Annotated in this window: 23 protein-coding genes; 12 read left to right on the top strand and 11 right to left on the bottom strand. The window is 50.8% G+C overall.

The genetic code is table 11. From position 1 onward, the window contains the following. The 4 genes from ftsQ (at position 1) to lpxC (ending at position 4,333) form a co-directional block, all read left to right on the top strand. On the top strand, positions 1-837 hold the full coding sequence (ftsQ, locus tag ETV65_RS12745) for a cell division protein FtsQ (RefSeq protein ID WP_129953196.1): 837 nt from the start codon (positions 1-3) through the stop codon (positions 835-837). Further along, entirely contained in the window at positions 834-2,090 is a 1,257-nt protein-coding gene (gene ftsA, locus ETV65_RS12740; protein WP_009634688.1) for a cell division protein FtsA, read from the top strand. The genes ftsQ and ftsA overlap by 4 nt, the downstream gene beginning before the upstream one ends. Positions 2,091-2,161: 71 nt before the next feature. Continuing rightward, a complete protein-coding gene (gene ftsZ / locus ETV65_RS12735; RefSeq protein ID WP_013577005.1) occupies positions 2,162-3,316 on the top strand; it encodes a cell division protein FtsZ in 1,155 nt (384 codons plus the stop codon). A gap of 99 nt (positions 3,317-3,415) precedes the next feature. After that, on the top strand, positions 3,416-4,333 hold the full coding sequence (lpxC, locus tag ETV65_RS12730; protein ID WP_129953195.1) for a UDP-3-O-acyl-N-acetylglucosamine deacetylase: 918 nt from the start codon (positions 3,416-3,418) through the stop codon (positions 4,331-4,333). 15 nt (positions 4,334-4,348) lie between these two features. Here the strand turns inward: lpxC and ETV65_RS12725 are convergent, their stop codons facing one another. Then, entirely contained in the window at positions 4,349-4,873 is a 525-nt protein-coding gene (locus ETV65_RS12725) for a DUF721 domain-containing protein (RefSeq protein WP_129953194.1), read from the bottom strand. Positions 4,874-4,899: 26 nt separating this feature from the next. On the opposite strand from ETV65_RS12725, the gene secM reads away from it, so the two are divergent. The 3 genes from secM to mutT all read left to right on the top strand — a co-directional run bounded on the left by secM (position 4,900) and on the right by mutT (position 8,740). Further along, complete coding sequence (secM, locus tag ETV65_RS12720) at positions 4,900-5,427, top strand: secA translation cis-regulator SecM (protein ID WP_129953193.1); 528 nt, start codon at positions 4,900-4,902, stop codon at positions 5,425-5,427. An 80-nt stretch (positions 5,428-5,507) separates the two neighbouring features. Then, complete coding sequence (secA, locus tag ETV65_RS12715; protein ID WP_129953192.1) at positions 5,508-8,225, top strand: preprotein translocase subunit SecA; 2,718 nt, start codon at positions 5,508-5,510, stop codon at positions 8,223-8,225. Between the two features lie 113 nt (positions 8,226-8,338). After that, positions 8,339-8,740, top strand: a complete 402-nt coding sequence (gene mutT, locus ETV65_RS12710) for an 8-oxo-dGTP diphosphatase MutT (protein ID WP_129953191.1) — start codon at positions 8,339-8,341, stop codon at positions 8,738-8,740. Positions 8,741-8,820: 80 nt separating this feature from the next. Here the strand turns inward: mutT and yacG are convergent, their stop codons facing one another. From yacG to coaE, 3 genes are read right to left on the bottom strand one after another with little or no spacing between them, the layout of a single operon-like run. Then, a complete protein-coding gene (gene yacG / locus ETV65_RS12705; protein ID WP_013576999.1) occupies positions 8,821-9,018 on the bottom strand; it encodes a DNA gyrase inhibitor YacG in 198 nt (65 codons plus the stop codon). 9 nt (positions 9,019-9,027) lie between these two features. Continuing rightward, entirely contained in the window at positions 9,028-9,780 is a 753-nt protein-coding gene (zapD, locus tag ETV65_RS12700; protein ID WP_129953190.1) for a cell division protein ZapD, read from the bottom strand. 25 nt (positions 9,781-9,805) lie between these two features. Then, positions 9,806-10,402, bottom strand: a complete 597-nt coding sequence (gene coaE / locus ETV65_RS12695) for a dephospho-CoA kinase (RefSeq protein WP_129953189.1) — start codon at positions 10,400-10,402, stop codon at positions 9,806-9,808. A gap of 242 nt (positions 10,403-10,644) precedes the next feature. Between coaE and ETV65_RS12690 the strand changes: the two genes are divergently transcribed. Then, positions 10,645-11,688, top strand: a complete 1,044-nt coding sequence (locus tag ETV65_RS12690) for a GMP reductase (protein ID WP_129953188.1) — start codon at positions 10,645-10,647, stop codon at positions 11,686-11,688. A gap of 64 nt (positions 11,689-11,752) precedes the next feature. On the opposite strand, the gene hofC is transcribed toward ETV65_RS12690, so the two are convergent. The 4 genes from hofC to nadC all read right to left on the bottom strand — a co-directional run bounded on the left by hofC (position 11,753) and on the right by nadC (position 16,097). Then, complete coding sequence (gene hofC, locus ETV65_RS12685; protein ID WP_129953187.1) at positions 11,753-12,973, bottom strand: protein transport protein HofC; 1,221 nt, start codon at positions 12,971-12,973, stop codon at positions 11,753-11,755. Further along, on the bottom strand, positions 12,970-14,466 hold the full coding sequence (gene gspE, locus ETV65_RS12680; RefSeq protein WP_129953186.1) for a type II secretion system protein GspE: 1,497 nt from the start codon (positions 14,464-14,466) through the stop codon (positions 12,970-12,972). Before gspE ends, hofC begins: the two co-directional genes overlap by 4 nt. Then, positions 14,466-14,912 (bottom strand): prepilin peptidase-dependent pilin, encoded by a 447-nt coding sequence (gene ppdD / locus ETV65_RS12675; RefSeq protein ID WP_129953185.1) that lies wholly within the window; start codon positions 14,910-14,912, stop codon positions 14,466-14,468. Before ppdD ends, gspE begins: the two co-directional genes overlap by 1 nt. A 291-nt stretch (positions 14,913-15,203) precedes the next feature. Then, on the bottom strand, positions 15,204-16,097 hold the full coding sequence (gene nadC, locus ETV65_RS12670; protein WP_129953184.1) for a carboxylating nicotinate-nucleotide diphosphorylase: 894 nt from the start codon (positions 16,095-16,097) through the stop codon (positions 15,204-15,206). 94 nt (positions 16,098-16,191) lie between these two features. Here nadC and ampD point away from each other — a divergent pair, with 94 nt between their 5' ends. After that, positions 16,192-16,764, top strand: coding sequence for a 1,6-anhydro-N-acetylmuramyl-L-alanine amidase AmpD (gene ampD, locus ETV65_RS12665; RefSeq protein WP_129953183.1), 573 nt, complete (start codon positions 16,192-16,194; stop codon positions 16,762-16,764). A gap of 59 nt (positions 16,765-16,823) precedes the next feature. Next, positions 16,824-17,678, top strand: a complete 855-nt coding sequence (ampE, locus tag ETV65_RS12660) for a beta-lactamase regulator AmpE (RefSeq protein ID WP_129953182.1) — start codon at positions 16,824-16,826, stop codon at positions 17,676-17,678. A gap of 85 nt (positions 17,679-17,763) precedes the next feature. Here the strand turns inward: ampE and ETV65_RS12655 are convergent, their stop codons facing one another. From ETV65_RS12655 to aroP, 3 genes are all read right to left on the bottom strand, one after another. Beyond that, entirely contained in the window at positions 17,764-18,738 is a 975-nt protein-coding gene (locus tag ETV65_RS12655) for a family 43 glycosylhydrolase (protein WP_129953181.1), read from the bottom strand. After that, positions 18,731-20,173 (bottom strand): MFS transporter, encoded by a 1,443-nt coding sequence (locus tag ETV65_RS12650; RefSeq protein ID WP_129953180.1) that lies wholly within the window; start codon positions 20,171-20,173, stop codon positions 18,731-18,733. Before ETV65_RS12650 ends, ETV65_RS12655 begins: the two co-directional genes overlap by 8 nt. A gap of 294 nt (positions 20,174-20,467) precedes the next feature. Further along, positions 20,468-21,838, bottom strand: a complete 1,371-nt coding sequence (aroP, locus tag ETV65_RS12645; protein WP_129953179.1) for an aromatic amino acid transporter AroP — start codon at positions 21,836-21,838, stop codon at positions 20,468-20,470. Positions 21,839-22,266: 428 nt separating this feature from the next. Here aroP and pdhR point away from each other — a divergent pair, with 428 nt between their 5' ends. Together pdhR and aceE are read left to right on the top strand one after the other, a co-directional pair. Continuing rightward, entirely contained in the window at positions 22,267-23,037 is a 771-nt protein-coding gene (gene pdhR, locus ETV65_RS12640; RefSeq protein ID WP_013576986.1) for a pyruvate dehydrogenase complex transcriptional repressor PdhR, read from the top strand. 163 nt (positions 23,038-23,200) lie between these two features. Further along, complete coding sequence (aceE, locus tag ETV65_RS12635; RefSeq protein WP_129953178.1) at positions 23,201-25,864, top strand: pyruvate dehydrogenase (acetyl-transferring), homodimeric type; 2,664 nt, start codon at positions 23,201-23,203, stop codon at positions 25,862-25,864. The last annotated feature ends 2 nt before the right edge of the window (positions 25,865-25,866 follow it).

Here is a 25,866-nt window from a genome sequence, read left to right as displayed (position 1 = left end):
ATGTCGCAAGCCGCCCTGAATACCCGAGAGCGTGAGACGGCTGAGAGCAACGGCCGTCGCAGTAACGGTGGCCAGCTGGCAGGGATCGTGTTTCTGCTGCTGGTGGTAGGAACGATTTTATGGAGTGCGTGGGCCGTTGTCGGCTGGATGCAGGATGCAAACCGATTGCCGTTATCCCAGTTAGTCGTCACCGGCGAGCGGCATTACACGACCAATGATGATATTCGTCAGGCGATTCTGTCCTTAGGGGCACCGGGAACGTTCATGACGCAGGATGTAAACGTCATTCAGCAGCAGATTGAGCGTTTACCCTGGATAAAACAGGTCAGCGTACGTAAGCAATGGCCGAATGAACTCAAGATACACCTCGTGGAGTATGTGCCGGTCGCACACTGGAATGATCTGCATATGGTTGATGCCGATGGCAAATCTTTCAGCATACCCGCTGAGCGTGTGGTCAAACAAAAAATGCCGTTGCTTTACGGTCCGGAAGGCAGCGAACAGGATGTTTTGCAGGGCTTTCAAACGATGAGTCAGGCGCTGGCCGCCGGTAAGTTCACGTTGAAAGCGGTAGCAATGAGTGCGCGTCACTCGTGGCAGTTAACTCTGGATAATGACGTCCGGCTGGAATTGGGGAGAGATGACCGGATGGGGCGTTTACAACGTTTTATCGAGCTTTACCCGCGATTCCAGCAACAGGCACAAGCCGATAAAAAACGCATCATTTATGTCGATTTACGTTATGACAGCGGTGCGTCGGTGGGTTGGGCTCCAGAGTTTATTGACCAGCAAAACAGTAATCAGCAACAGAATCAGGCACAGGCTAAACAACAATGATCAAGTCGACGGACAGAAAACTGGTAGTTGGGCTGGAGATCGGTACGGCAAAAGTAGCCGCATTGGTGGGGGAGGTTCTGCCCGATGGCATGGTCAATATTATCGGTGTGGGCAGTTGCCCGTCCCGGGGCATGGACAAGGGTGGCGTGAATGATCTGGAATCGGTGGTGAAGTGCGTACAGCGCGCCATCGATCAGGCTGAACTGATGGCGGATTGCCAGATTTCCTCTGTTTACCTTGCTTTGTCTGGTAAACATATTAGCTGTCAGAATGAAATAGGGATGGTTCCTATTTCAGAAGAGGAAGTCACGCAGGAAGATGTAGAGAATGTGGTGCATACCGCTAAATCAGTCCGCGTGCGGGATGAGCATCGGGTTCTGCATGTGATCCCTCAGGAATATGCCATTGATTATCAGGAAGGGATTAAAAATCCGGTCGGTCTTTCCGGCGTGCGTATGCAGGCTAAAGTCCACCTGATTACCTGCCATAACGATATGGCAAAGAACATTGTGAAGGCGGTTGAACGCTGTGGCTTAAAAGTTGACCAGCTGATTTTTGCCGGTCTGGCCGCCAGTTATGCGGTACTGACCGAAGATGAGCGTGAATTAGGGGTTTGTGTCGTTGATATTGGTGGTGGAACCATGGATATCGCGGTTTATACCGGCGGCGCACTACGTCATACTAAGGTCATCCCGTATGCAGGGAACGTGGTCACCAGCGACATCGCTTATGCGTTTGGAACGCCGCCGACCGATGCCGAAGCGATCAAAGTTCGCCACGGTTGTGCATTAGGATCGATTGTCGGCAAAGACGAAAATGTCGAAGTGCCGAGCGTCGGTGGACGTCCACCACGCAGTCTGCAGCGTCAGACACTGGCTGAAGTTATCGAGCCTCGTTACACAGAATTGCTGAATTTAGTGAACGACGAAATTTTGCAATTGCAGGAGCAGTTACGTCAGCAAGGCGTAAAACATCATCTGGCCGCTGGCATTGTACTCACAGGCGGTGCAGCACAAATTGATGGTCTGGCAGCTTGTGCGCAGCGGGTATTTCATACCCAGGTGCGCATCGGGCAACCTTTGAACATCACCGGGCTGACAGATTATGCGCAGGAACCTTACTACTCAACGGCTGTAGGGCTGCTGCACTACGGGAAGGAGTCTCACCTGAGCGGTGAGGCCGAAGTGGAAAAACGCGCCTCAGTGGGCAACTGGTTCAAACGAATCAACAGCTGGCTGAGAAAAGAGTTTTAATGTTTTAACAACGGGATCATGCTGTTAAGCTTTTTGATCCCGAAGCGACAGGCACAAAACGGAGAGAAACTATGTTTGAACCTATGGAACTGACCAATGACGCGGTGATTAAAGTCATCGGCGTCGGCGGTGGCGGTGGCAACGCTGTCGAACACATGGTGCGTGAGCGCATCGAAGGTGTTGAATTCTTTGCCGTTAATACAGACGCCCAGGCGTTACGTAAAACGGCAGTAGGACAGACTATTCAGATCGGTAGTGGTATTACCAAAGGTCTGGGTGCTGGTGCGAACCCGGAAGTGGGTCGCAATTCTGCAGAAGAAGATCGTGAAGCCCTGCGCGCTGCGCTTGAAGGTGCTGATATGGTCTTTATCGCAGCGGGCATGGGTGGCGGTACCGGTACCGGTGCAGCGCCTGTGGTGGCTGAAGTAGCAAAAGATTTAGGTATTCTGACCGTTGCTGTGGTGACTAAGCCTTTCAACTTTGAAGGCAAAAAACGCATGGCATTTGCGGAGCAGGGTATCGCTGAATTGTCCAAACATGTGGATTCTCTGATCACTATCCCGAACGACAAGCTGTTAAAAGTTCTGGGTCGCGGTATCTCTCTGCTGGACGCCTTCGGTGCGGCCAACGACGTGCTGAAAGGTGCGGTGCAGGGTATCGCTGAGCTGATCACCCGTCCGGGTTTGATGAACGTCGACTTCGCCGACGTGCGCACCGTCATGTCCGAAATGGGTTATGCCATGATGGGTTCTGGTGTGGCATGCGGTGAAGACCGTGCTGAAGAAGCGGCAGAAATGGCGATCTCCAGCCCGCTGTTGGAAGACATCGACTTGTCCGGCGCGCGCGGCGTTCTGGTCAACATTACTGCTGGCTTCGACCTGCGTCTGGATGAATTCGAAACCGTGGGTAACACCATTCGTGCTTTCGCATCAGATAACGCAACCGTGGTTATCGGTACGTCTCTTGATCCGGAAATGAACGACGAGTTGCGTGTGACCGTGGTTGCAACCGGTATCGGCATGGACAAACGTCCTGAGATCACTTTGGTGACTAACAAGCCAGCCAGCCAGCCCGTGATGGATCATCGTTACCAGCAGCACGGTATGTCTCCGTTGCCGCAGGAAACGAAACCTGCTGCTAAAGTGGTGAATGATCAAAGTGCGCAATCCAATAAAGAGCCCGACTATCTGGACATCCCGGCCTTCCTGCGTAAGCAGGCAGACTAGTCCGAATTGTAGGATCTCCGCTCTTTGTGCTAAACTGTCCCGCCGACCTTAAGGTATGCTTAGGTCGGTTGGATGGATAAACATTGCGAGATAAAAACGATGATCAAACAACGTACATTAAAACGTATCGTTCAGGCGACGGGCGTCGGTTTGCATACCGGCAAGAAAGTCACCCTGACTCTGCGTCCTGCACCGGCAAATACCGGGGTCATCTATCGTCGCACTGACTTGAATCCACCGGTTGATTTCCCGGCAGATGCAAAATCCGTGCGTGATACCATGCTCTGTACTTGCCTGGTTAATGAGCATGACGTACGCATTTCTACGGTAGAACACCTTAATGCGGCATTAGCAGGCCTGGGCATCGATAACATTATTATCGAAGTCGACGCGCCGGAAGTGCCTATTATGGATGGTAGTGCTGCACCTTTCGTCTATCTGTTGATGGATGCAGGGATTGAAGAACTGAACAGCGCGAAGAAATTCTTGCGCATCAAAGATACTGTGCGTGTTGAAGACGGTGATAAGTGGGCTGAGTTCAAACCCTTTAATGGTTTTTCTCTGGACTTCACCATCGACTTCAATCACCCGGCGATTGATTCCAGTTCTCAGCGCTACAAGATGAACTTCTCCGCAGAAGCATTTGTTCGCCAAATCAGCCGGGCACGTACTTTCGGTTTCATGCGTGATATCGAGTACCTGCAGTCACGCGGTTTGTGCCTGGGTGGCAGCTTTGATTGCGCAATTGTTGTAGATGATTACCGTGTGCTTAATGAAGATGGCCTGCGTTTTGAAGATGAATTCGTTCGTCACAAAATGCTGGATGCTATCGGTGACTTGTTCATGTGTGGGCATAACATTATTGGTGCGTTTACCGCCTACAAATCTGGCCACGCCTTGAACAACAAGTTATTGCAAGCGGTACTGGCTAAGCAGGAAGCCTGGGAATTAGTCACGTTCCAGGATGAAGCTGAAATGCCACTGGCTTTTAAAGCACCGTCTACAGTATTGGCGTAATCGGTACTTTTGGTATTACTTATTACGACTGGTTGGTTTGGCACTCTCTCCGGCCAATTCAGCCAGTCGTTCTAAAGCCTTTCTGAGTTTCTCCGGGCTCCGGCTCGCAAGTCCCCTTAATTCCTCTGCACTTTGTGCACTCAAATGCCTGACAGGCATAGATTCTGACGCGTTCGCTTTATTTTTAACCGCAATCTGCGAAGCATTTTCCATTTTCGCCATGAGCGAAGGATTAATCCTGATGTCGATTGATGACAATGATGGTAGAATTTGCGCTCGAAGTGCAGAGAGTAATGCGGGTTGTTCATAGCGTAATCGCATCATCCAGCTGGCATTAGCTATTTCAAGTACTAAAACTCCCTGTCGATAATTACCGACACGACACCAGGGTTGCATGGGTGCCGGTAACAGGCCTTTCACTGCGCGGTTGAGTTTCAATAACGCCGCCGCACGCTGTTGAACAATACGCAGCGGGCTTTGTTCAGTCGAAGAGGCGTCATCGAACAGGATATCTAATAATTGTGGGCGACTATCGCGCATGATGGGCTCCGGCGGATTGTAAACTTGTGATTGGCATTCTAAATCGTTGGCGACAATTTGGCAGAAGGTATTTTTGGCCGCATCTCCTGTTGGGGATGGTCGCGGCAAGCCTTGGCGTGTCCACTAACCTGTCGCAAACGGAACTGCCAGCGGCTCCCAATACATCCTCAAGCCTAAACCGTCTTACTATCGCCAGCACAGGGCTGAGTAATCTTGCGTTACTCCAGGCGAATCGCCGCCCGTCTTTCGGTGTAGATTACTGGCAACAGCATGCATTACGCACGGTCATCCGTCATCTTTCTTTTGCTTTGGCACCGCAGGTCGTTTACACCGTCGCGCAGCCGGAAGCAGAAATGCAGGAAGCTGAACCGCTGCATGTTCAGCAACTCGCGTTGCTGGTGACCCTGAATGCTTTACTGACCCATGAGCCAAAACCTCCGGTTATCATCCGTCAGACGCAGCAACCTTTTCTCCCTCTTGCTTCATCGTATCAAACCGGCCTGTGGTTAGCACAGGTGCAAGGCATTCGTGCCGGTCCGTCCCCTCTGATTTAACAGACTGTAATTCTAAACTCTATTTATAAATCAACAAATTATTGGCTACATTGCGTGGCCTCCAAGAGATATTAAGCACTATGTTAATCAAATTATTGACCAAAGTTTTTGGTAGCCGTAACGACCGTACTTTGCGCCGTATGCGTAAAGTGGTTGACCTGATCAACCGCATGGAACCTGAAATCCAAAAGCTGACCGATGAGCAACTGCAGGCGAAAACCAACGAATTCCGTGAGCGCCTGGCGAAAGGTGAAGTACTGGAAAACCTGATCCCGGAAGCCTTTGCGGTTGTCCGTGAATCCAGTAAACGTGTATTCGGTATGCGTCACTTCGATGTGCAGCTGCTGGGCGGTATGGTGCTGAACGAGCGTTGCATCGCAGAAATGCGTACCGGTGAAGGTAAAACGCTGACCGCAACCCTGCCAGCTTACCTGAACGCATTGAGTGGCAAGGGCGTTCACGTCGTTACCGTCAATGATTATCTGGCACAGCGTGACGCCGAAAATAACCGTCCGCTGTTTGAATTCCTTGGCCTGAGCATCGGCATCAACTTGCCAGGTATGCCTTCTCCGGCGAAGCGTGCTGCTTATGCTGCAGACATCACCTACGGTACAAACAACGAATACGGCTTTGACTACCTGCGCGACAATATGGCATTCAGCCCTGAAGAACGTGTACAACGCAAACTGCACTATGCGCTGGTGGATGAGGTTGACTCCATCCTGATTGATGAAGCACGTACCCCGCTGATTATCTCCGGCCCGGCCGAAGACAGCTCAGAAATGTATACGCGGGTAGATAAACTGATCCCTAAACTGATCCGTCAGGAAAAAGAAGATTCAGATACCTTCCAGGGTGAAGGACATTTTTCTGTTGATGAGAAAGCGCGCCAGGTTCACCTGACCGAGCGTGGCCTGGTCTTGATCGAAGAAATGTTGGTAGATGCAGGCATTATGGATGAAGGCGAATCTCTGTATTCCCCGACTAATATCATGCTGATGCACCACGTCACGGCGGCATTACGCGCGCACGTGCTGTTTACCCGCGATGTTGATTACATCGTGAAAGACGGCGAGGTCATTATCGTCGACGAACATACCGGTCGTACCATGCAAGGCCGTCGCTGGTCAGACGGTCTGCATCAGGCAGTTGAAGCCAAAGAAGGCGTCGAAATTCAAAACGAAAACCAGACGCTGGCATCCATCACCTTCCAGAACTACTTCCGTCTGTATGAAAAACTGGCCGGCATGACCGGTACTGCGGATACCGAAGCGTTCGAATTCAGCTCTATTTATAAACTGGATACCATTGTTGTGCCAACGAACCGCCCTATGGTGCGTAAAGATATGGCCGACCTGGTGTACATGACCGAAATGGAAAAAATTGGCGCGATTATCGAAGATATCCGCCAGTGTACTGCCAAAGGTCAGCCTGTTCTGGTTGGTACTATTTCCATTGAAAAATCAGAAGTTGTTTCCAACGAACTGACCAAGGCGGGCATTGCGCATAGCGTCCTTAACGCCAAGTTCCATGCCAAAGAAGCAGACATTGTTGCTCAGGCGGGTCAGCCAGGTGCAGTCACCATCGCCACCAATATGGCCGGTCGTGGTACAGATATCGTGCTGGGCGGCAGCTGGCAGGTTGAAGTCGAAAACCTGGGCGAAGAAGCAACGGATGAGAAAATCGCTGAAATTAAAGCCGCATGGCAGATCCGTCATGACGCCGTTCTGGCTGCAGGTGGTTTACACATTATTGGTACTGAGCGTCATGAATCCCGTCGTATTGATAACCAGTTGCGCGGCCGTGCGGGCCGTCAGGGTGACGCCGGTTCATCCCGTTTCTATCTGTCTATGGAAGATGCCCTGATGCGTATCTTCGCCTCTGACCGCGTGTCAGGCATGATGCGTAAACTGGGTATGAAACCGGGCGAAGCGATTGAACATCCATGGGTCACTAAAGCCATTGCTAACGCTCAGCGTAAAGTTGAAAGCCGTAACTTCGATATTCGTAAGCAATTGCTGGAATACGATGATGTGGCAAGTGATCAGCGTCGTGCGATCTATAGCCAGCGTAACGAGTTACTGGACGTGTCTGATGTGAGCGAAACCATCGCCAGCATCCGTGAAGATGTATTCAAAGCCACTATCGACAGTTACATTCCGCCACAATCCCTTGAAGAAATGTGGGATGTAAAAGGTCTGGAAGAGCGCCTTAAGAATGATTTCGAGCTGGAAATGCCGATTTCTGAATGGCTGGATAAAGAGCCGGAACTGCACGAAGAAACCCTGCGCGAACGTATCATGGAGATCGCGAAAGAATCTTACGCCCGTAAAGAAGAAGTGGTTGGCGCTGAAATGATGCGTAACTTCGAGAAAGGCGTGATGTTGCAGACACTGGACTCACTGTGGAAAGAGCACCTGGCGGCGATGGATTACCTGCGTCAGGGCATCCATTTACGCGGCTATGCGCAGAAGGATCCTAAGCAGGAATACAAACGCGAATCCTTCGCGATGTTTGCTGCCATGCTCGAATCCCTGAAATATGAAGTGGTCAGCGTACTAAGCAAAGTCCAGGTGCGTATGCCTGAAGAAGTGGAAGCGATGGAGATTCAGCGCCGTGAAGAAGCTGAGCGTCTGGCTCGTCAGCAGCAGCTTAGCCATCAGGATCAGCAGGAAATCGAAGTGGCTGAGGCAGCGCGACTTGCTTCTTCCGGAGATCGCAAAGTAGGCCGTAACGATCTCTGCCCGTGTGGTTCCGGTAAAAAATACAAACAATGTCATGGCCGCCTGCAAAAGTAACATCTCCGGCTAAGTCATCGTGTTAATCTTGAAGGCGGCTTAATTGCCGCCTTTATTTTTGGCTAAATAGTCCTCATAACAACAGTCAATGTAGTCAGCGGATAGGTGGAACTGTGGCGCTTAAACAACTTAATATCGCAGCAGGCATTATCCGGAATGCCAGCAAAGAAATCTTTATCACTCAGCGCGATGCATCATCACATATGGCCGGGTTCTGGGAGTTTCCGGGCGGTAAGATTGAAGCGGGCGAAACACCGGAACAGGCCGTTATTCGCGAGCTACAGGAAGAGGTCGGCATAGATGCTAAATCTCCTGTGTTGCTGAAAACGTTGGAGCACCGGTTTCCGGATCGTATTATTACGCTCTATTTTTTTCTGGTAGAAGACTGGCAGGGCGAGCCGTATGGCAAAGAAGGGCAGCCGAAGCGCTGGGTTGCGCAGGCCGGCTTGAAAGAGGAGGAGTTTCCTCCCGCCAATGAAGGGATTGTTACCGCCCTCAAGAATAATCAGTACTGATTACGCCTGGAATTCAATGGTATACACAATTCGAAAGCGTATAAAAAGGGGCCGGAGCTCCTTTTTATATGCTGTACGGATTAAATCTCTTCTTCACTCCAGTCATCCAGATCATTCACATCCCCCTTACTTGGAATGCGTTTCTCTTCATCGGCCCATTCGCCGAGATCAATGAGCTGACAACGCTTGGAACAAAAAGGGCGGTAAGGGCTTTGTTCACCCCAAACCACGATTTTCTGACAGGTCGGGCAATTTACTTCAATAATTTCAGGGTCCATTTGCAACTCCTAGCAGCAGGCAAGTTCAAAATTCAGTCGCGCGGGAACCACGCCATGTTCACTGTCGAGGGGTAAAAAGCGAATGGCATAACGGGTTTTATGCCCGGATACTTGCGGATAAAGCTGGTTTTCCATCGAGAGCCGTAATCGTAACAGATCTGCGCCTTCCGCGTTGTCCTGGAAAAATCCATTCAAACTGATTTGATTACGAAACGCGCCAGACTGACGGATCAGATCCAGTACCATCATCAGCGAATTATTCAGCGGAGCCAGAGTTTCGAGCCAGTTTTGCACTTCACGATCACGTTGTGACTGTGCCAGATGAAGCCAAATATGCAGTGTCGGCAAATCAAAGCTGCAGCACCCGCCCGGGATACTCAGACGTTGGCGAACCAGCGCGACCAGACGATCCTCCTTCAGGGCTTGACCTATGCGTGGAGCTTTCATTAATACCGATGCGCATTGCTTAAGCTCAGCGCGCAGTCCTTCGATCCTGACTAAATCAACGCCCGGGACATCTTTCCATTGAGACAATTTTTGCTGCTGGCGTTCAAGCTCTTTCAGTAAATCGGTGCGGACTTCACCACGTTCCAGCACATCCAATAAATCTGCAGCGGTGCGAAAAAATAGCAGAGCAGAGGCGATATCAGTGAGTTGTGCGTTGGAATGCATCTGTTGCAACAAAAACTCGATGCGAAGCCAGGTACGCATTTTCTCATTCAGTGGATGTTCAAAGAGAACGGTTGCAGCTACATCAGTCATGCTTGGCAATATCCTGTCTGTTTACTCACACCGCAAGTTGCAGGTAGCGGTGATGTAATTGGGCAACACGCGGTTCAATTAATTTCGGATCACCGCTGTTATCAATAATGTCATCCGCGCAGGCCAGACGTTTTTCACGGCTGATCTGCGCAGCAATAATACTTTCAGCCTGCTGGCGGCTGATACCATCGCGCGACATCGTCCGGGAAAGCTGAATATGGGGTTCTACATCCACGACCAGAACGCGGTTCGCTTGCGTCTGTAATCCATTTTCAATCAGCAGCGGTACGACCCAGAGTACGTACGGCGTCTGCGCCTCAGCAATCAAATATTGTGTTCTGGCATGAATAATGGGGTGTAATAATTTATTAACCCATTCTTTTTCATCAGCATTGCTGAAAATTCGCTCACGAAGCGCCGGACGTTTCAGTGAGCCATCAGCGGAAATAATACTTTCACCAAATCGCTGACGCAGTTCTTGCAGTGCGGGTTCACCGGGTGCAACAACCTGACGGGCAATCTCATCTGCATCGACAATGCTTACGCCGTGGTGTGCGAAGCTTGCGGAAACGGTACTTTTGCCACTACCGATACCTCCGGTCAATGCAACGATATAGCTCATATTGGTGCTCTGATAAAATTCGTTAGGTAAATGATAAAGAGATTATGAGTAAGTGCAAGCCGTGGTGTTCCCGGTTTTGATGAGAAAAATTATTAATCTGCACAATCAAAAGTCTGTGATGGAGGTTGTAAAAGCCATCTTGCCGTTGTCATTTTCCTGTGTATGATAAAACCACTGGAAAGGGTGTGTAAAAATTTGCCGTGCACCCTAGCGACCCGTCGCCAAACCAGGACTCACACGCCATGCGCATTGAAGAAGATTTGAAGTTAGGTTTTAAAGACGTACTCATCCGCCCAAAACGTTCTACCCTCAAAAGTCGTTCCGAAGTTGAACTGGAGCGCACATTCACTTTTAAACACTCAGGTTTCAACTGGTCCGGCACCCCGATTATTGCCGCGAACATGGACACTGTTGGCACATTCCGCATGGCGACCGTACTGGCGTCTTTTGGCCTGCTTACGGCTGTACACAAACATTATACCGTAGAACAGTGGCAGGCTTTCGTGACGTCCTCCGATGAATCCGTGCTGCGTAATGTCATGGTATCAACCGGGACGTCAGAAGCTGATTTCGTTAAGACCCTGCAAATTCTTGCTTTATCGCCTCTGCTGAAGTTTGTTTGTCTGGATGTTGCTAATGGTTATTCCGAGCACTTTGTTGATTTCCTGCGACGTGTACGCGAAGCCTGCCCGGATAAAGTCATTTGCGCGGGTAACGTGGTGACCGGTGAAATGGTGGAGGAGCTTATTCTCTCTGGCGCGGACATCGTAAAAGTCGGCATCGGTCCGGGGTCGGTATGTACGACTCGCGTAAAAACCGGTGTGGGATATCCGCAGCTTTCCGCTGTTATCGAATGTGCTGACGCTGCTCATGGTCTGGGCGGGCAGATTGTCAGCGATGGCGGTTGTGCTGTTCCTGGCGATGTGGCAAAAGCGTTCGGTGGCGGTGCTGATTTTGTCATGCTTGGCGGCATGCTGGCTGCGCATGATGAATGTGAAGGCACCGTCGTTGAAGAGAATGGCGAAAAATTCATGCTCTTCTATGGCATGAGTTCAGAGTCTGCCATGAAACGCCACGTTGGTGGTGTTGCTGAATACCGCGCAGCAGAAGGTAAAACAGTCAAATTGCCTTTGCGTGGCCCGGTTGAAAACACCGTGCGTGACATTCTCGGTGGATTGCGTTCTGCCTGTACTTATGTCGGTGCAGAGCGTCTGAAAGAACTGACCAAGCGAACAACCTTTATCCGTGTCGCGGAACAGGAAAATCGTCTGTTTGGCAGTAAATAAGCCCGATTCAGTCATAGCGGCGAAACATGTTTCGCCGCTATTTCACCGTTTTTTACCTCTCTGTTTACCCCATCACCGAACCCAGTTGGAAAATGGGCAGATACATCGCAATCACCAGTCCACCAACAATCACTCCCATTACAGCCATGAGTATCGGTTCAATCATTTGTGACAATGAGTCCGCAAGCGAGTTAGCTTTGTCACGATGCAGATGTGCGAGTTTCAGCAATAACTCATCCAGCGCTCCTGATTCTTCACCGATTTTTATCAGCTGATGACATAAGGTCGGGAACAGTGGCGACTGGACAAAAGCTTTATGCAGTGGCGTTCCTTGCATGATGTGCTCGCGTATGTGGTTCAGTGCAGCCTGAAAATGCAGATTAGACATTGATGCAGATGCTGCTGTGAGCCCGGCAATTAACGTCATTCCAGCCTGCTGTGTCATTGCCAGCGTTTGAAATATCTGGCTGAGGCAACTGTCTGTCACCAGGCGTGATGTCAGAGGTAGCCTGAGCAGTAACATCTGCTCGCGTAGTTTCCAATGCTTAAGCGGGTGCAATTTCTGCCAGTAGCCGAAACACAAAAGCGACAAAATACCCGCCAGCCAGGGGCCGCTGTTGAGGATGGCATCAGAAGCAACGACCAGCATGCGTGTAAACCAGGGGAGTTCGGCATCAAAAGAAGCATAAATTTTGGCAAACTCAGGCAACACTAAAGTCAGCATGAGCAACGTGACCACTATCGCGATCAGGCTGACAATCAGAGGATACCGCAGTGCTTTTTTCACTTTGCTTCTTAGTTCAGCCTGTTGTTCCTGTTGAGCGGCCAGTTGCAGACAGCATTTGTCCAGTTGTCCCGTGAGTTCACCAATAGAAATTATTTGCCTGTAAATATCTGGAAAAACATCCGGATAATAATTCAATGTGACCGATAACGGTTTCCCTTCGCGAACGCCTTTCGCGATATTTAACAATACACAATGCCACGCGGGTTTCGGGTGTTCATTGGCCAGTAAGGTCAGGCCATTCACCAGTGGTAACCCGGCTTGTAGCAGCGTTGCAAGTTGCCTGATGAACGCAACACGTTCCTGATTTTTCCAGAAACGCTTTCCCAGTCGTTGTTTCATAGTGATTTTAAGGGGTTGCAAACCGGCCGCAAAAAGCTGCGGATAAATTCTGGCCTTATCCAGCTCAATACAGTGATCTTGCTGAATACTTCCCTGTGTGTCGATAGCCTGCCAGCGATAGAGTCGCCAGGAATGAGGTGTGTCACCCTCAGTTTTCATGCCCCTTCCCCCTCACCGGTAACACGATATAGTTCTTCAAGTGAGGTGATCCCCTGTTCGACCAGCAACATACCGGCCTCATGCAATGTCTTTTGCCCTTGTTCCCGGGCAATTTTACTCAGCTCATGCACATTGGCCTCTGCCACCAGTGCCTGCTGTAGCATGGGGGTTATGTTCAGCGTTTCATAAATACCGGTACGCCCGTAATAGCCTGAAAAGCATTGATGGCATCCTGCAGGCAGCCATAAAGGTATGTGGCCGCTTATGCCATCAGCACTTTTTTCAACCAGCGACATGTGCGGTTTGCGGCAATGCGGGCACAATTTTCGTACCAACCGCTGGGCAATCACAAGACGCAAACTGGCGGCAATATGGAAACCTTCAATCCCCATCTGTCGGAGGCGGGTCAGTGTTTCGCAGGTAGAATTAGTGTGGAGGGTTGAGAGGACCAGATGCCCGGTTTGCGCCGCCTTTACGGCGATTTCGGCTGTTTCTTTGTCTCTGATTTCGCCAACCATAATGACATCAGGATCCTGACGTAATAAGGCACGCAGGACGCTGGCAAAACTAAGGTCTGTTTTGCTGTTAATCTGCGTCTGATTGATGCCACTGACCGGGATCTCAATCGGATCTTCCACGCTGCAAATATTGCGGGAGATGGCATTCAGGTGACGAAGGCCGCTGTAAAGCGTTACCGTTTTTCCACTGCCTGTCGGGCCGGTGACCAGAATTAAACCTTGTGGATGCTTCAGTGCGGTTTTGAAAAAGTCCAGGTCTCGTGGCGTAAAACCCAGTTGCGACATAGAGAGATCCTGCTGAGTCATGTGCAGAATGCGCAGCACGATTTTCTCTCCGTGCAGGGTCGGCAGGGAAGATACTCTCATGGAGTATCTCTGCTTTTGCAGCATGACTGAGAGCTGGCCATCTTGTGGTAGCCGTCGTTCAGCCACATTCAGCTGCCCCATAATCTTCAGTCGCGCGCATACCCCGGCTGCCATCGAAAATTCAGGGCCGGGCACTTCCTGCAATACTCCGTCAATTCGCATACGAACCCGGAAACTGTGCTCGTAGGGCTCAAAATGTATATCAGATGCCCTGCGGGTGATTGCCAGTCTGAGTATCTGATTGAGGATGTTAATGACTGGCGCATCACTCTGATTATTCAGCTCATTGCTTTCATCCGTTTCTGCGGGCGATAACGGTTTTTCTGCAGCGATATTTCCCTTTATTTCTGAACTGCCTTGCTCCATAGCTTGTTCCAGCCGCGTTTGTGGCCAGCGTTCAAGCTGCACTTTTAAGCCGGTGGCAAAGCGCAGTACCTGACTTAACGCCTCAGAATCTGCCTCTGTTTCATGGCATGCAACATGAAGCATCTGGTGGTCGCGATGCAACACAACGGCTTTGTAGCGCTGACACAATGCTTCAAGTGACGCTTCACTTTGCAGGCGGTCGTTAATGGATGGAGACTCTGGGCGCAGGGGGGTATCGCTCATTATGGCGCTCCTGTGGTGTCAAAGCGGAAAATGCTTTCGCAAGCTTCAACCATCGAGGTATTACCGGCATTGTTGCAGATTCTGCTCCATGTAATACCTCCCGCCTGGTTATCCGGAACCGGCGTCATCACAACACTGAGGCCATCCAGTGCCTGCTGACCGGTCAGTGAAATTACACCGGAATTAACCTGGATCTGGCTGACATAGCGACTGGTGGTCGTTGCCGGAATGCCCTGACTACCGGCGTTGCAATTTGTCAGCGCCCCCGTATCTATGACGCACAGTTCGACACCGGTTTTGTAGGGCACCATGGTTTGCAGCATGTCTGTCATGGCTGCTTTCTGGATATAGCTCTGGTACGCGGGTATGCCGATGGCACTGAGGATCGCAATAATCGCGATCACCACCATCAGTTCAATGAGGGTAAATCCTTGTTGCCGGTTCATGACGTTCTCCGTTTCGTAAGGCTGCGTTGTCGTTTCTCAGGCAGCAAATTAAACGGAGAAAAAACCTGACTCCAGTGCCATTTCTGGCTTTTCCACGATATCTTCCAGGATAAATATGTCTGCCAGCAAGGCAGTCAAAATTTTTGCGCGAGGACTCGCAACAACAAAGATGAAATGAAAAAAGTGATGGTGGTCAGAAGGAGAGAATGTGAGGGTAGTACGGCAAGATGAAATAGAGCGAAAGACGTCGTGTTGCCCCTGAAAAGGAATCCGGGGGCAACAGCGAAATGATTAGCTGAAGCGCATGGAAAGATCCATGGCTCTGACATGCTTGGTCAGCGCACCGACAGAAATGTAATCCACGCCGGTTTCCGCGAATTCGCATAGCGTTGTTGCCGTCACGTTACCGGACACTTCAAGCAGCGCACGGCCTGCGGTCAGAATAACGCCTTCGCGCATCATCGGCACGGTGAAATTATCCAACATAATAATATCAGCACCTGCATCCAACGCCTGCTGAAGTTCATCGATGGATTCGACTTCTACTTCAACGGGCACCTCCGCGTGGATCCATAAGGCACGCTCTACGGCCGCTTTGATGGAGCCGCAGGCAATGATGTGGTTTTCCTTAATCAGAAACGCATCAGCCAGACCAAGGCGGTGATTGCTTCCGCCGCCACATAACACGGCATATTTCAGCGCTGTACGCAGGCCGGGTAAGGTTTTGCGGGTATCGAGCAACTGAGTTTTGGTGCCCTCAAGGATTTTCACATAGTGATTCACCTCAGTTGCCACGCCGGACAAGGTCTGCACAAAATTCAGTGCGGTACGTTCACCGGTCAGCAGCATGCGCGCGGAACCTGAGAGTTCACATAAAGTCTGGTTTTCAGATACGTTATCGCCGTCTTTAACATGCCATCTGACGGTGATTTTATCGCCAGCCAGTTGGGTAAAGACTTCGTCCAACCAGCCCTGACCGCAGAAAATGCCAGCTTCGCGGGTAATAATGGTGGCGTTAGCCTGTTTATCTTGCGGCAACAGCTGAGCTGTTAAGTCATTGTTGGCATTGACTTCGCCCCCCAGATCTTCGCCGAGAGCCTGAGTAACAAGAGAAGGAATATCATTCTGGATACGTTCGAGTAACTGTGCGCGGCGACTTTCAGGGCTGTAGCTGCGGGTAGACATACAAATACTCCGAAATGGCGGATAAGAAGGAGAAAAAAACATGCTACCCTGTTGCTGTGATAAGTACCACCCGAGCACATCATTGAGGTCTTTGATGCACTTAAAACAAGGCTGGATTACTGAAGCCCGGAAGGTCGTTTCTCCCCATTTTGATCTCCGTCCTGAAGATGAAATACCCTCATTGCTGGTGATCCATAACATCAGTTTGCCGCCTGGAAAATTTGGCGGTCCTTATATTGATCAATTGTTTACCGGCACGCTGAATCCACTGGATGATCCTTATTTTGAAGGGATCAGCCATTTACGCGTTGCTGCGCATTGTTTAATTCGTCGTGATGGCGAGATTGTGCAATATGTTCCGTTTGATAAACGTGCCTGGCATGCCGGTATATCCAGCTGGCGGGGGCGTGAGCGCTGTAATGACTTTTCGATTGGTATTGAGCTGGAAGGGACTGATTTTCAACCCTTTACTGATGCACAATATCGCAGTCTGGCTTCTGTTACTGAGTTGTTAATTAAGCATTATCCCATCAGTCCCGATGCCATTACCGGACACAGTGATATTGCTCCCGGGCGTAAGACCGATCCCGGCCCTGAATTCGACTGGGCATTTTATCGCAAGCTGCTAGCGTTGCCGGTAGGGCAGAATGATCTTTCTGACCGGTAATTAACCGGGCTTCGGTATCTGTTTTACATGGGTAATGTATTAAGAGAGAGTGACAATCGATGACGTTATTTACTTTGCTTCTGGTGCTGGCTTGGGAACGCTTATTCAAACTGGGTGAACACTGGCAGTTGGATCATCGGTTTGAGGTGATTTTTCGCCGCGGCCGGCAGGCTTCTCTGGCTAAAACCCTGGCCATCATGATTATCTGGATGGTGATAATCGGGGGAGTATTGCGTGCTGTGCAGGGGCTCTTCTTCGGTGTGCCAACGCTGATCTTATGGGTGATTTTATGCCTGCTGTGCATTGGCGCGGGCATCAAGCGCAAGCATTACCGTGCCTACCTTAAGTCAGCCCGCCAGGGTGATGTCGATGCCTGTAAGGAAATGGCAGAAGAGCTGGCCTTGATCCATGGGCTGCCAACAGATTGCAGTGAAGAAGCCCGTCTGAGAGAGCTGCAAAATGCACTTCTCTGGATCAACTACCGCTACTATCTCGGGCCGTTGTTCTGGTTCGTGGTCTGCGGGCCTTACGGACCGATAGCGTTGGGCGGTTATGCCGTATTGCGGGGTTATCAGACCTGGCTGGCGCGTCACATGCCACCACTGAAACGTTCCCAGTCCGGGGTGGATGCACTGCTGCATATTCTCGACTGGATCCCGGTTCGTCTGGCTGGCGTTGCTTATGCATTGCTTGGTCACGGGGAAAAAGCCTTACCGGCCTGGTTTGCTTCGTTAGGCGATATTCACTCCTCACAATATCAGGTCTTAACACGGCTGGCGCAGTTCTCTCTGGCGCGTGACCCGCATACTGATCCGGTACAGACGCCTCGTGCGGCCGTGAGTCTCGCACGTAAAGTGACGATGATCATTCTGGTGGTTGTGGCACTGCTGACGATTTATGGCACCCTGATTTAGCGCATTTTGCCATCCACTATTTTGTGACGCTTAGCGCATTAAAAAAGCCCGGTACATTTTCATGGTCCGGGCTTTTTGCTTTTTGTCAGTGCTGTTTTTGTAACGTCAGCGGACGGTTATCGGCGGCGGGTTCTCCGAAATCGGGCATGCCATTCTCATCCCAGCGGAAGGTTTTAATGCGCGTATGTCGGTTCGGGTCGTACAGCGGATCACCCTCAATTTCGGTGTAATTGCGGGCGTGATACACCAGCACATCTTCGCCCTGTTCATTACGGGTGAAGCTGTTATGACCAGGGCCGAACTGCCGGTTCTGCGCCTGAGTACTGAATACCGGACGCTGGGATTTATGCCAGCTCGCCGGATCCATCAGGTTGCTGTTGATATCTGCGGTAAGAAGGCCGATACAGTAATTTTCGTCGGTAGCGCTGGCGGAATAGGTGATGAAAATTTTATCACCATGTTTGATCACGGCCGGCCCTTCGTTAACCCAAAAACCGATAGTTTCCCAGTCCAGTTCAGGCTTACTGAGCATGACGGGCGGTGATTTCAGCGTCCACGGGTTTTCCATTTCAGCCAGATACAAATTGGAGTTTCCGCGAATTGTTGGGTCTTTTTGAGCCCACAGATAATAGCTTTTGCCCTGATGCTCAAAATGAGTGGCATCGAGCGAAAAACTGTCAATCGGGGTCTGGATCTGACCTTTCTCCTGCCAGGTTCCGCTGAGCGGATCAGCATCCTCACACACCAGCGCATACATTCTGTGCTGGAATAAGCCATCGACAATTTCTTGTGACGGGGCGGCCGCATAGTAAATGACCCATTGTCCGTCGATGAAATGCAACTCCGGTGCCCAGATCAGCGCACTCATCGGGCCGGTATCTGGCTTGTGCCAGACGAGGGTAGCCGGAGCTTGAGCAAGCCCTGTCAGCGTTGACGAGCGGCGGATCTCCAGCCGGTCATATTCAGGTACTGATGCGATAAAGTAATAGTTTCCGTCGCTGTGCAGCCAGATATGTGGATCGGCACGTTGCTCAATCAGCGGGTTGGGGTAATTACTCATGTTTCAGCTCCTTGCTGGTCAGGGGGACGCTGATTATTTCTGCGTCTTGTGTATTTTTCGCGTCATGATATTCATTCAGTTCGCGGTAATTACGGCGGCGAATCTCCAGATCTGCCTGAATGGTACGCATGGTTTCGCGGTCAACTTTCAGCAGACGTACAACACCGGCGGTAATGAAATAACCCACGCCCGGAATGACAGTGAATAACAACATAATGCCGTTAATGGCATGGTCGCTTTGCTGTGTTGCGCTGGCATTGTAGCCGTACGCAGAGAGCAGGAAGCCGACCATCGCGCCTGCTACCGCCAGTCCGCATTTCAGGAAGAACAGGTTACCGGAGAAGCTGATGCCGGTGACGCGCTTGCCAGTTTTCCATTCGCCGTAATCGTCAACGTCAGCCATCAGCGACCAGTGTAGCGGGGAAGGGAGTTGGTGCATGATGTTGAGGATAAAGTACGCCACCAGAATAAGTGTCGTGGCGTGCGGGTCGAGGAAATAGAATCCGCAGGAGAAAATGGTCAGGATGATGTTGGCCCAGAAGAACACTTTCAGTTTGCAGTATTTATCTGTCAGTGGTTTTGCCAGCGCGCTGCCGATCATCATGCCCACTACGCCGAGGCTGATAAACATACTGGCAAATGAAGTGGATTTTTCCATCACCCAGGTAACGTAATACATGGTGGCGGCCATACGGATGAAGCCCGGGCACACGTTGCAGAATGTCAGCAGCAGGATGCGTACCCACTGATCGTTTTTCCATACATCCTTAAGGTCAGATTTTAAGGCGTGTTTTGACGGTACTGCGGGCTGGATCCGTTCTTTTACCGAGTTGAAGCAGAACAGGAACATGAACAGCGCGATGATCGCCATCACGCCCATCGACATCTGGTAGCCCTTGGCTTTGTCTGCGCCACCGAAAAAATCGGCCATCGGCAGCAAGGTGGAAGAGAGGATCAGTGTCGCGATCCCTACCATAAAGAAGCGGTAAGACTGACAGGCAACACGCTCATGCGGGTCGGCAGTAATGACGCCACCGAGCGAGCAATAAGGAATGTTGATGGCCGTGTAAGTCAGTGACATCAGGAAGTAAGTGACAAAGGCATAGATAACTTTGCTGTTGTAACTCCATTCCGGTGTAGTGAACATCAGCACGCTGAACAGTACATACGGCACTGAAACCCACAACAAATACGGGCGGAAACGTCCCCAGCGGGTGGTGGTACGGTCGGCGATCGCCCCCATTATCGGGTCGGTTACCGCGTCGATAACACGCACCGACAACAGCAATATCCCCACCAGCGCGGGGGCTAAACCGAAAACATCGGTGTAAAAATAATTAAGAAACAGCATGATGGCGCCGCCAATCATATTGCAGCCCGCATCCCCCATTCCGTACGCTACTTTCTCTTTAAACGACAGTGCGCCTTCCTTCATGGATGTTCACTCCGGCTATTGGATAAAAGGATTTTGTTAAAAAACTGTTTGATAGCTCAGAGTATTGGTCGGAGTGAGACAGAGTGGTCAGGAGGTAAGAGTCATGAAGATGGACATTTTAGTCATACGGGAGGAAATGTGAGCCAGATAACAAATACCCATCATACTTCGAGCTGCAGGTGCGTTGGCTACCATCTTTCACCCGAATCACTTACCAGAGTAAGTTCATCGGGTTCTCTTGCCTGCCGCCTTCCTGCAACTCGAATTATTTTGGGTATCTCTTAACTATTTAACTTAAGCGTTAACGGATTTCCCGCTTTGCTGATTTTTGATCCAGTAACCGATGCCCAGCACCACCAGCCACACAGGGATCAGCCACACGGAGATCGCCATGCCTGGCGTGATAGCCATGATCACCAGAATTGCTGCCATAAACAGCAGGCAGATATAGTTACCCAGCGGATACAGCAGCGCTTTGAACTTAGGTTCCACGCCTTCACGACGTTTCGCCTGACGGAATTTCATGTGCGCAAGGCTGATCATTGCCCAGTTGATCACCAGTGCAGACACCACCAGGGCCATCAGCAAGCCAAACGCCTCACCCGGCATCAGATAGTTGATCAGAACACACAGCGCTGTGGTGGCAGCAGAAACGAGGATGGAAGCCACCGGAACGCCGCGTTTATCGACATTGAGCAATGCCTTAGGCGCGTTGCCTTGCTGAGCCAGGCCAAACAGCATGCGGCTGTTACAGTAAACACAGCTGTTATAAACCGACAGCGCGGCTGTCAGGATCACCACGTTCAGGGCGTTGGCCACCAGTGCATCCCCCAGGTCATGGAAGATCAGCACAAACGGGCTGGTATCCGGTCCGACACGGGTCCATGGCATCAGCGAAAGCAGTACAGCCAGTGAGCCTACATAGAAAATCAGGATGCGGTAGATAACCTGATTGGTCGCTTTAGGGATGCTGACTTCCGGATTATCCGCTTCAGCAGCAGTAATCCCGACCAGTTCCAGGCCACCAAAGGAAAACATGATGATCGCCATCATCATCACAAGCCCGGTCATGCCGTGAGGCAGGAAACCGCCTTGCTCCCAAAGGTTACGTACTGTTGCCTGCGGGCCTGCCGTATCGCTGAACAGCAACCAGCCACCGAACAGAATCATCGCCACCACGGCAACCACTTTAATGATCGCAAACCAGAACTCCATCTCACCAAAAACTTTAACGTTGGTAAGATTGATCGCGTTGATCAGCACGAAGAATACTGCGGCAGAAACCCATGTCGGGATTTCCGGCCACCAGAATTGGATATATTTACCGACGGCAGTGAGTTCGGCCATCGCAACCAGAACATACAGAACCCAGTAGTTCCAGCCAGAAGCAAACCCGGCAAATCCGCCCCAGTATTTGTAAGCAAAGTGGCTGAATGAGCCTGCAACCGGCTCCTCAACAACCATTTCCCCTAACTGACGCATAATTAAGAATGCGATAAAACCCGCAATGGCGTAGCCAAGAATAATCCCCGGCCCCGCGGACTGAATGACGGAAGCGCTGCCCAGAAACAGCCCTGTACCGACGGCCCCGCCTAATGCAATCAACTGAATATGACGGTTTTTGAGGCCGCGCTTCAGCTCATCGCCTTGTTGTTGATCAACCATTTACCTGTCCTCTGTCATAGGGGCAAAACCCATAACATTCTGTGTGTTAGAGAGAATGTAAGGCGATAATTACACTTTTTGTATCTAATTATTTACGGCTGGATTGAGCCTAAAAATCAGGATCATCTACCGTTCGGGCAAGAATAATGTTATGCGGAAAAGTTTGCACGGGGTTTATGCGCCATCCGCATAACAAATAATCAAATTGACCGGAAATTTGTTCTGGATCTCTAAAATGAGATCTCACGCAGCGTAAAAACGATAAATGATAAAAATTTGTTAAAATGTGCGGGGTCGACGCATTTACTGGGTAGCCATATGGACACAAGGTGAATACTTTGTTACTTTACGGCCACGTTTTTTAAATTGGTATTACCAATTGACTCCGGCAACTTACAGAGTCGCTACTCGCAGAGAACCGCACATATATGGCTTACAGCAAAATCCGACAGCCTAAGTTATCCGATGTGATCGAGCAGCAACTTGAGTTTCTGATCCTCGAAGGCACCTTGAGGCCTGGGGAAAAGCTTCCGCCAGAGCGCGAACTGGCCAAACAGTTTGATGTATCGCGACCTTCTCTCAGAGAGGCAATCCAAAGCCTGGAAGGGAAGGGGCTACTCCTGCGCCGTCAGGGTGGTGGCACTTTCGTACAAAGTAACCTGTGGCAAAGCGTGAGTGATCCGCTGGCCGAGTTACTGGCCGACCATCCTGAATCACAATTCGATCTCCTTGAAACACGACATGCCCTTGAAGGGATCGCTGCGTATTACGCGGCGCTTCGTGGCACAGAGGAAGATCTGCAGCGCATTCGCGATTGTCATGTGGTTATTCAGACCGCACAAGACAGCGGAGATCTGGATGCAGAAGCCGATGCGGTTATGCAGTATCAGGTCGCTGTAACAGAAGCAGCCCATAATGTGGTGCTGCTGCACCTGGTCCGCTGTATGGGGCCAATGCTCGAGAAGAATGTTCGACAGAACTTTGAATTGCTTTACTCACGCCGGGAAATGCTGGCGACAGTAAGCAACCACCGCGCCAGTATTTTCGAGGCGATTGTTGCACGGGAACCAGAAATAGCGCGTGCCGCATCTCACCGTCACCTGGCGTTCATTGAAGAAGTTTTGCTGGATCTCAGCAGGGAACACACCCGGCGGGATCGGTCTTTACGACGACTCCAGCAACGAAAAGATGAAAGTTAACCATCAGGGTTAATTTTTAGAGCCCTCATTTGAGGGCTCACGGCAACTACATGACGGGCCTGTCTTCGTGCGCTCTCTTAGCGGCGAAGCGCATTTTTGAAAGAGTGCAGGAAGACAGGCTCCAGATAAACCAACGTATTAGAGACAGATAAGGAAAAGCACCATGTCAGAACGTGTAAATAATGACGTGGATCCGATCGAAACTCGCGACTGGCTACAAGCGATCGAATCGGTCATCCGTGAAGAAGGTGTTGAGCGTGCACAGTTCCTGATCGATCAGGTTCTCAGTGAAGCGCGTAAGGGCGGCGTAAGCGTCGCTGCTGGCGCAGCCAGCCGTAACTACGTCAATACCATCGCTGTTGAAGACGAACCTGAATACCCGGGTAACCTGGAGCTGGAACGTAATATTCGTACCGCTATCCGCTGGAACGCCATCATGACCGTTCTGCGTGCCTCCAAGAAAGATCTGGAACTCGGTGGTCACATGGCTTCCTTCCAGTCTTCTGCGACTGTTTATGAAGTGTGTTTCAACCACTTCTTCCGCGCGCGCAACGAAAAAGACGGCGGCGATCTGGTGTACTTCCAGGGCCACATTTCTCCGGGCGTATATGCACGTGCTTTCCTTGAAGGCCGTCTGACTGAAGAGCAGATGAACAATTTCCGTCAGGAAGTTCACGGTAAAGGTCTGTCTTCTTATCCGCACCCTAAACTGATGCCTGAATTCTGGCAGTTCCCGACGGTATCGATGGGGTTGGGCCCGATTGGTGCCATCTACCAGGCTAAGTTCCTGAAATATCTGGAACACCGTGGCCTGAAAGATACCTCCGCACAGCGCGTTTACGCATTCCTGGGCGACGGTGAAATGGACGAACCAGAATCCAAAGGTGCGATCACCATCGCGACCCGTGAGAAACTGGATAACCTGTGCTTCATCATCAACTGTAACTTACAGCGTCTTGATGGCCCGGTAACCGGCAACGGTAAAATCATCAACGAACTTGACGGCATCTTCTCAGGCGCTGGCTGGAACGTGATTAAAGTGATCTGGGGCAACCGTTGGGATGAACTGCTGCGTAAAGACACCAGCGGTAAACTGATCCAGCTGATGAACGAAACCGTTGATGGCGACTATCAGACCTTCAAGTCCCGCGACGGTAAATACGTTCGTGACCATTTCTTCGGTAAATACCCTGAAACTGCGGCGCTGGTCAAAGACATGACCGACGACGAAATCTGGGCACTGAACCGTGGTGGTCATGATCCGAAGAAAGTTTTCGCTGCACTGAACAAAGCACAGAATACCAAAGGCCAGCCGACCGTTATCCTTGCGCATACCATTAAAGGTTATGGCATGGGCGACGCTGCCGAAGGTAAAAACATTGCTCACCAGGTGAAGAAAATGAACATGGATGGCGTGCGCTATATCCGTGATCGTTTCAGTGTGCCAGTCACCGATGAAAATCTGGAAAAACTGCCGTACATCACGCTGGAAAAAGACTCTGCAGAATACAAATACCTGCATGAGCGTCGTGCTGCGCTGAAAGGCTACCTGCCGACTCGTCTGCCAAACTTCACTCAGAAGCTGGAAATGCCGAAACTGGAAGATTTCTCACCACTGCTGGAAGAGCAGAAGAAAGAGATCTCTACCACTATCGCCTTCGTCCGTGCCCTGAACGTGATGCTGAAAAACGACTCCATTAAAGACCGTCTGGTCCCGATCATCGCCGATGAAGCGCGTACTTTCGGTATGGAAGGTCTGTTCCGTCAGATTGGTATTTACAGCCCGAACGGTCAGCAATACACCCCGCAGGACCGTGAGCAGGTTGCTTACTATAAAGAAGACGAGAAAGGTCAGATCCTGCAGGAAGGTATCAACGAACTGGGTGCCGCATCTTCATGGCTGGCCGCAGCGACGTCTTACAGCACCAACGATCTGCCAATGATCCCGTTCTACATCTACTACTCTATGTTTGGTTTCCAGCGTATCGGCGACCTGTGCTGGGCAGCGGGTGACCAACAGGCGCGTGGCTTCCTGATCGGCGGTACTTCAGGTCGTACTACCCTCAACGGTGAAGGTCTGCAGCATGAAGATGGCCACAGCCACATTCAGTCTCTGACTATCCCTAACTGTATTTCTTACGACCCGTCTTACGCTTACGAAGTGGCTGTCATCATGCATGATGGTCTGGTACGTATGTACGGTGAAGCGCAGGAAAACATTTATTATTACATCACCACGCTGAACGAAAACTACCACATGCCAGCCATGCCAGAAGGCGCGGAAGAAGGCATCCGTAAGGGTATCTACAAGTTAGATACGCTGGAAGGTAGCAAAGGTAAAGTGCAGCTGCTGGGCTCAGGTTCTATCCTGCGTCACGTACGTGAAGCCGCTGAGATCCTGTCCAAAGATTATGGCGTAGGTTCTGACGTTTACAGCGTGACCTCCTTCACTGAACTGGCCCGCGACGGTCAGGATTGTGAGCGCTGGAATATGCTGCATCCAACCGAAACACCACGCGTTCCGTACATCGCCCAGGTAATGAGCGATGCGCCAGCGGTAGCGTCAACTGACTACATGAAACTGTTTGCTGAACAGGTTCGTACATACGTTCCGGCCAGTGATTATCGCGTTCTGGGTACGGATGGCTTCGGTCGTTCAGACAGCCGCGAAAACCTGCGTCACCACTTCGAAGTGGATGCATCGTACGTTGTGGTTGCTGCGCTGGGTGAATTGGCTAAACGCGGCGAAATCGAAACGTCTGTAGTGGCTGAAGCCATTAAGAAATTCGATATCAATCCAGAAAAAGTTAACCCGCGTCTGGCATAAGA

It is taken from the genome of Rahnella sp. RFA10(1/100), from assembly GCF_004195115.1.
In the GTDB taxonomy this organism is placed as follows: Bacteria; Pseudomonadota; Gammaproteobacteria; order Enterobacterales; family Enterobacteriaceae; genus Rahnella; species Rahnella perminowiae.
Note: the sequence above shows the minus strand (reverse complement) of the source record. Positions and strands in the feature narration are given on the sequence as shown.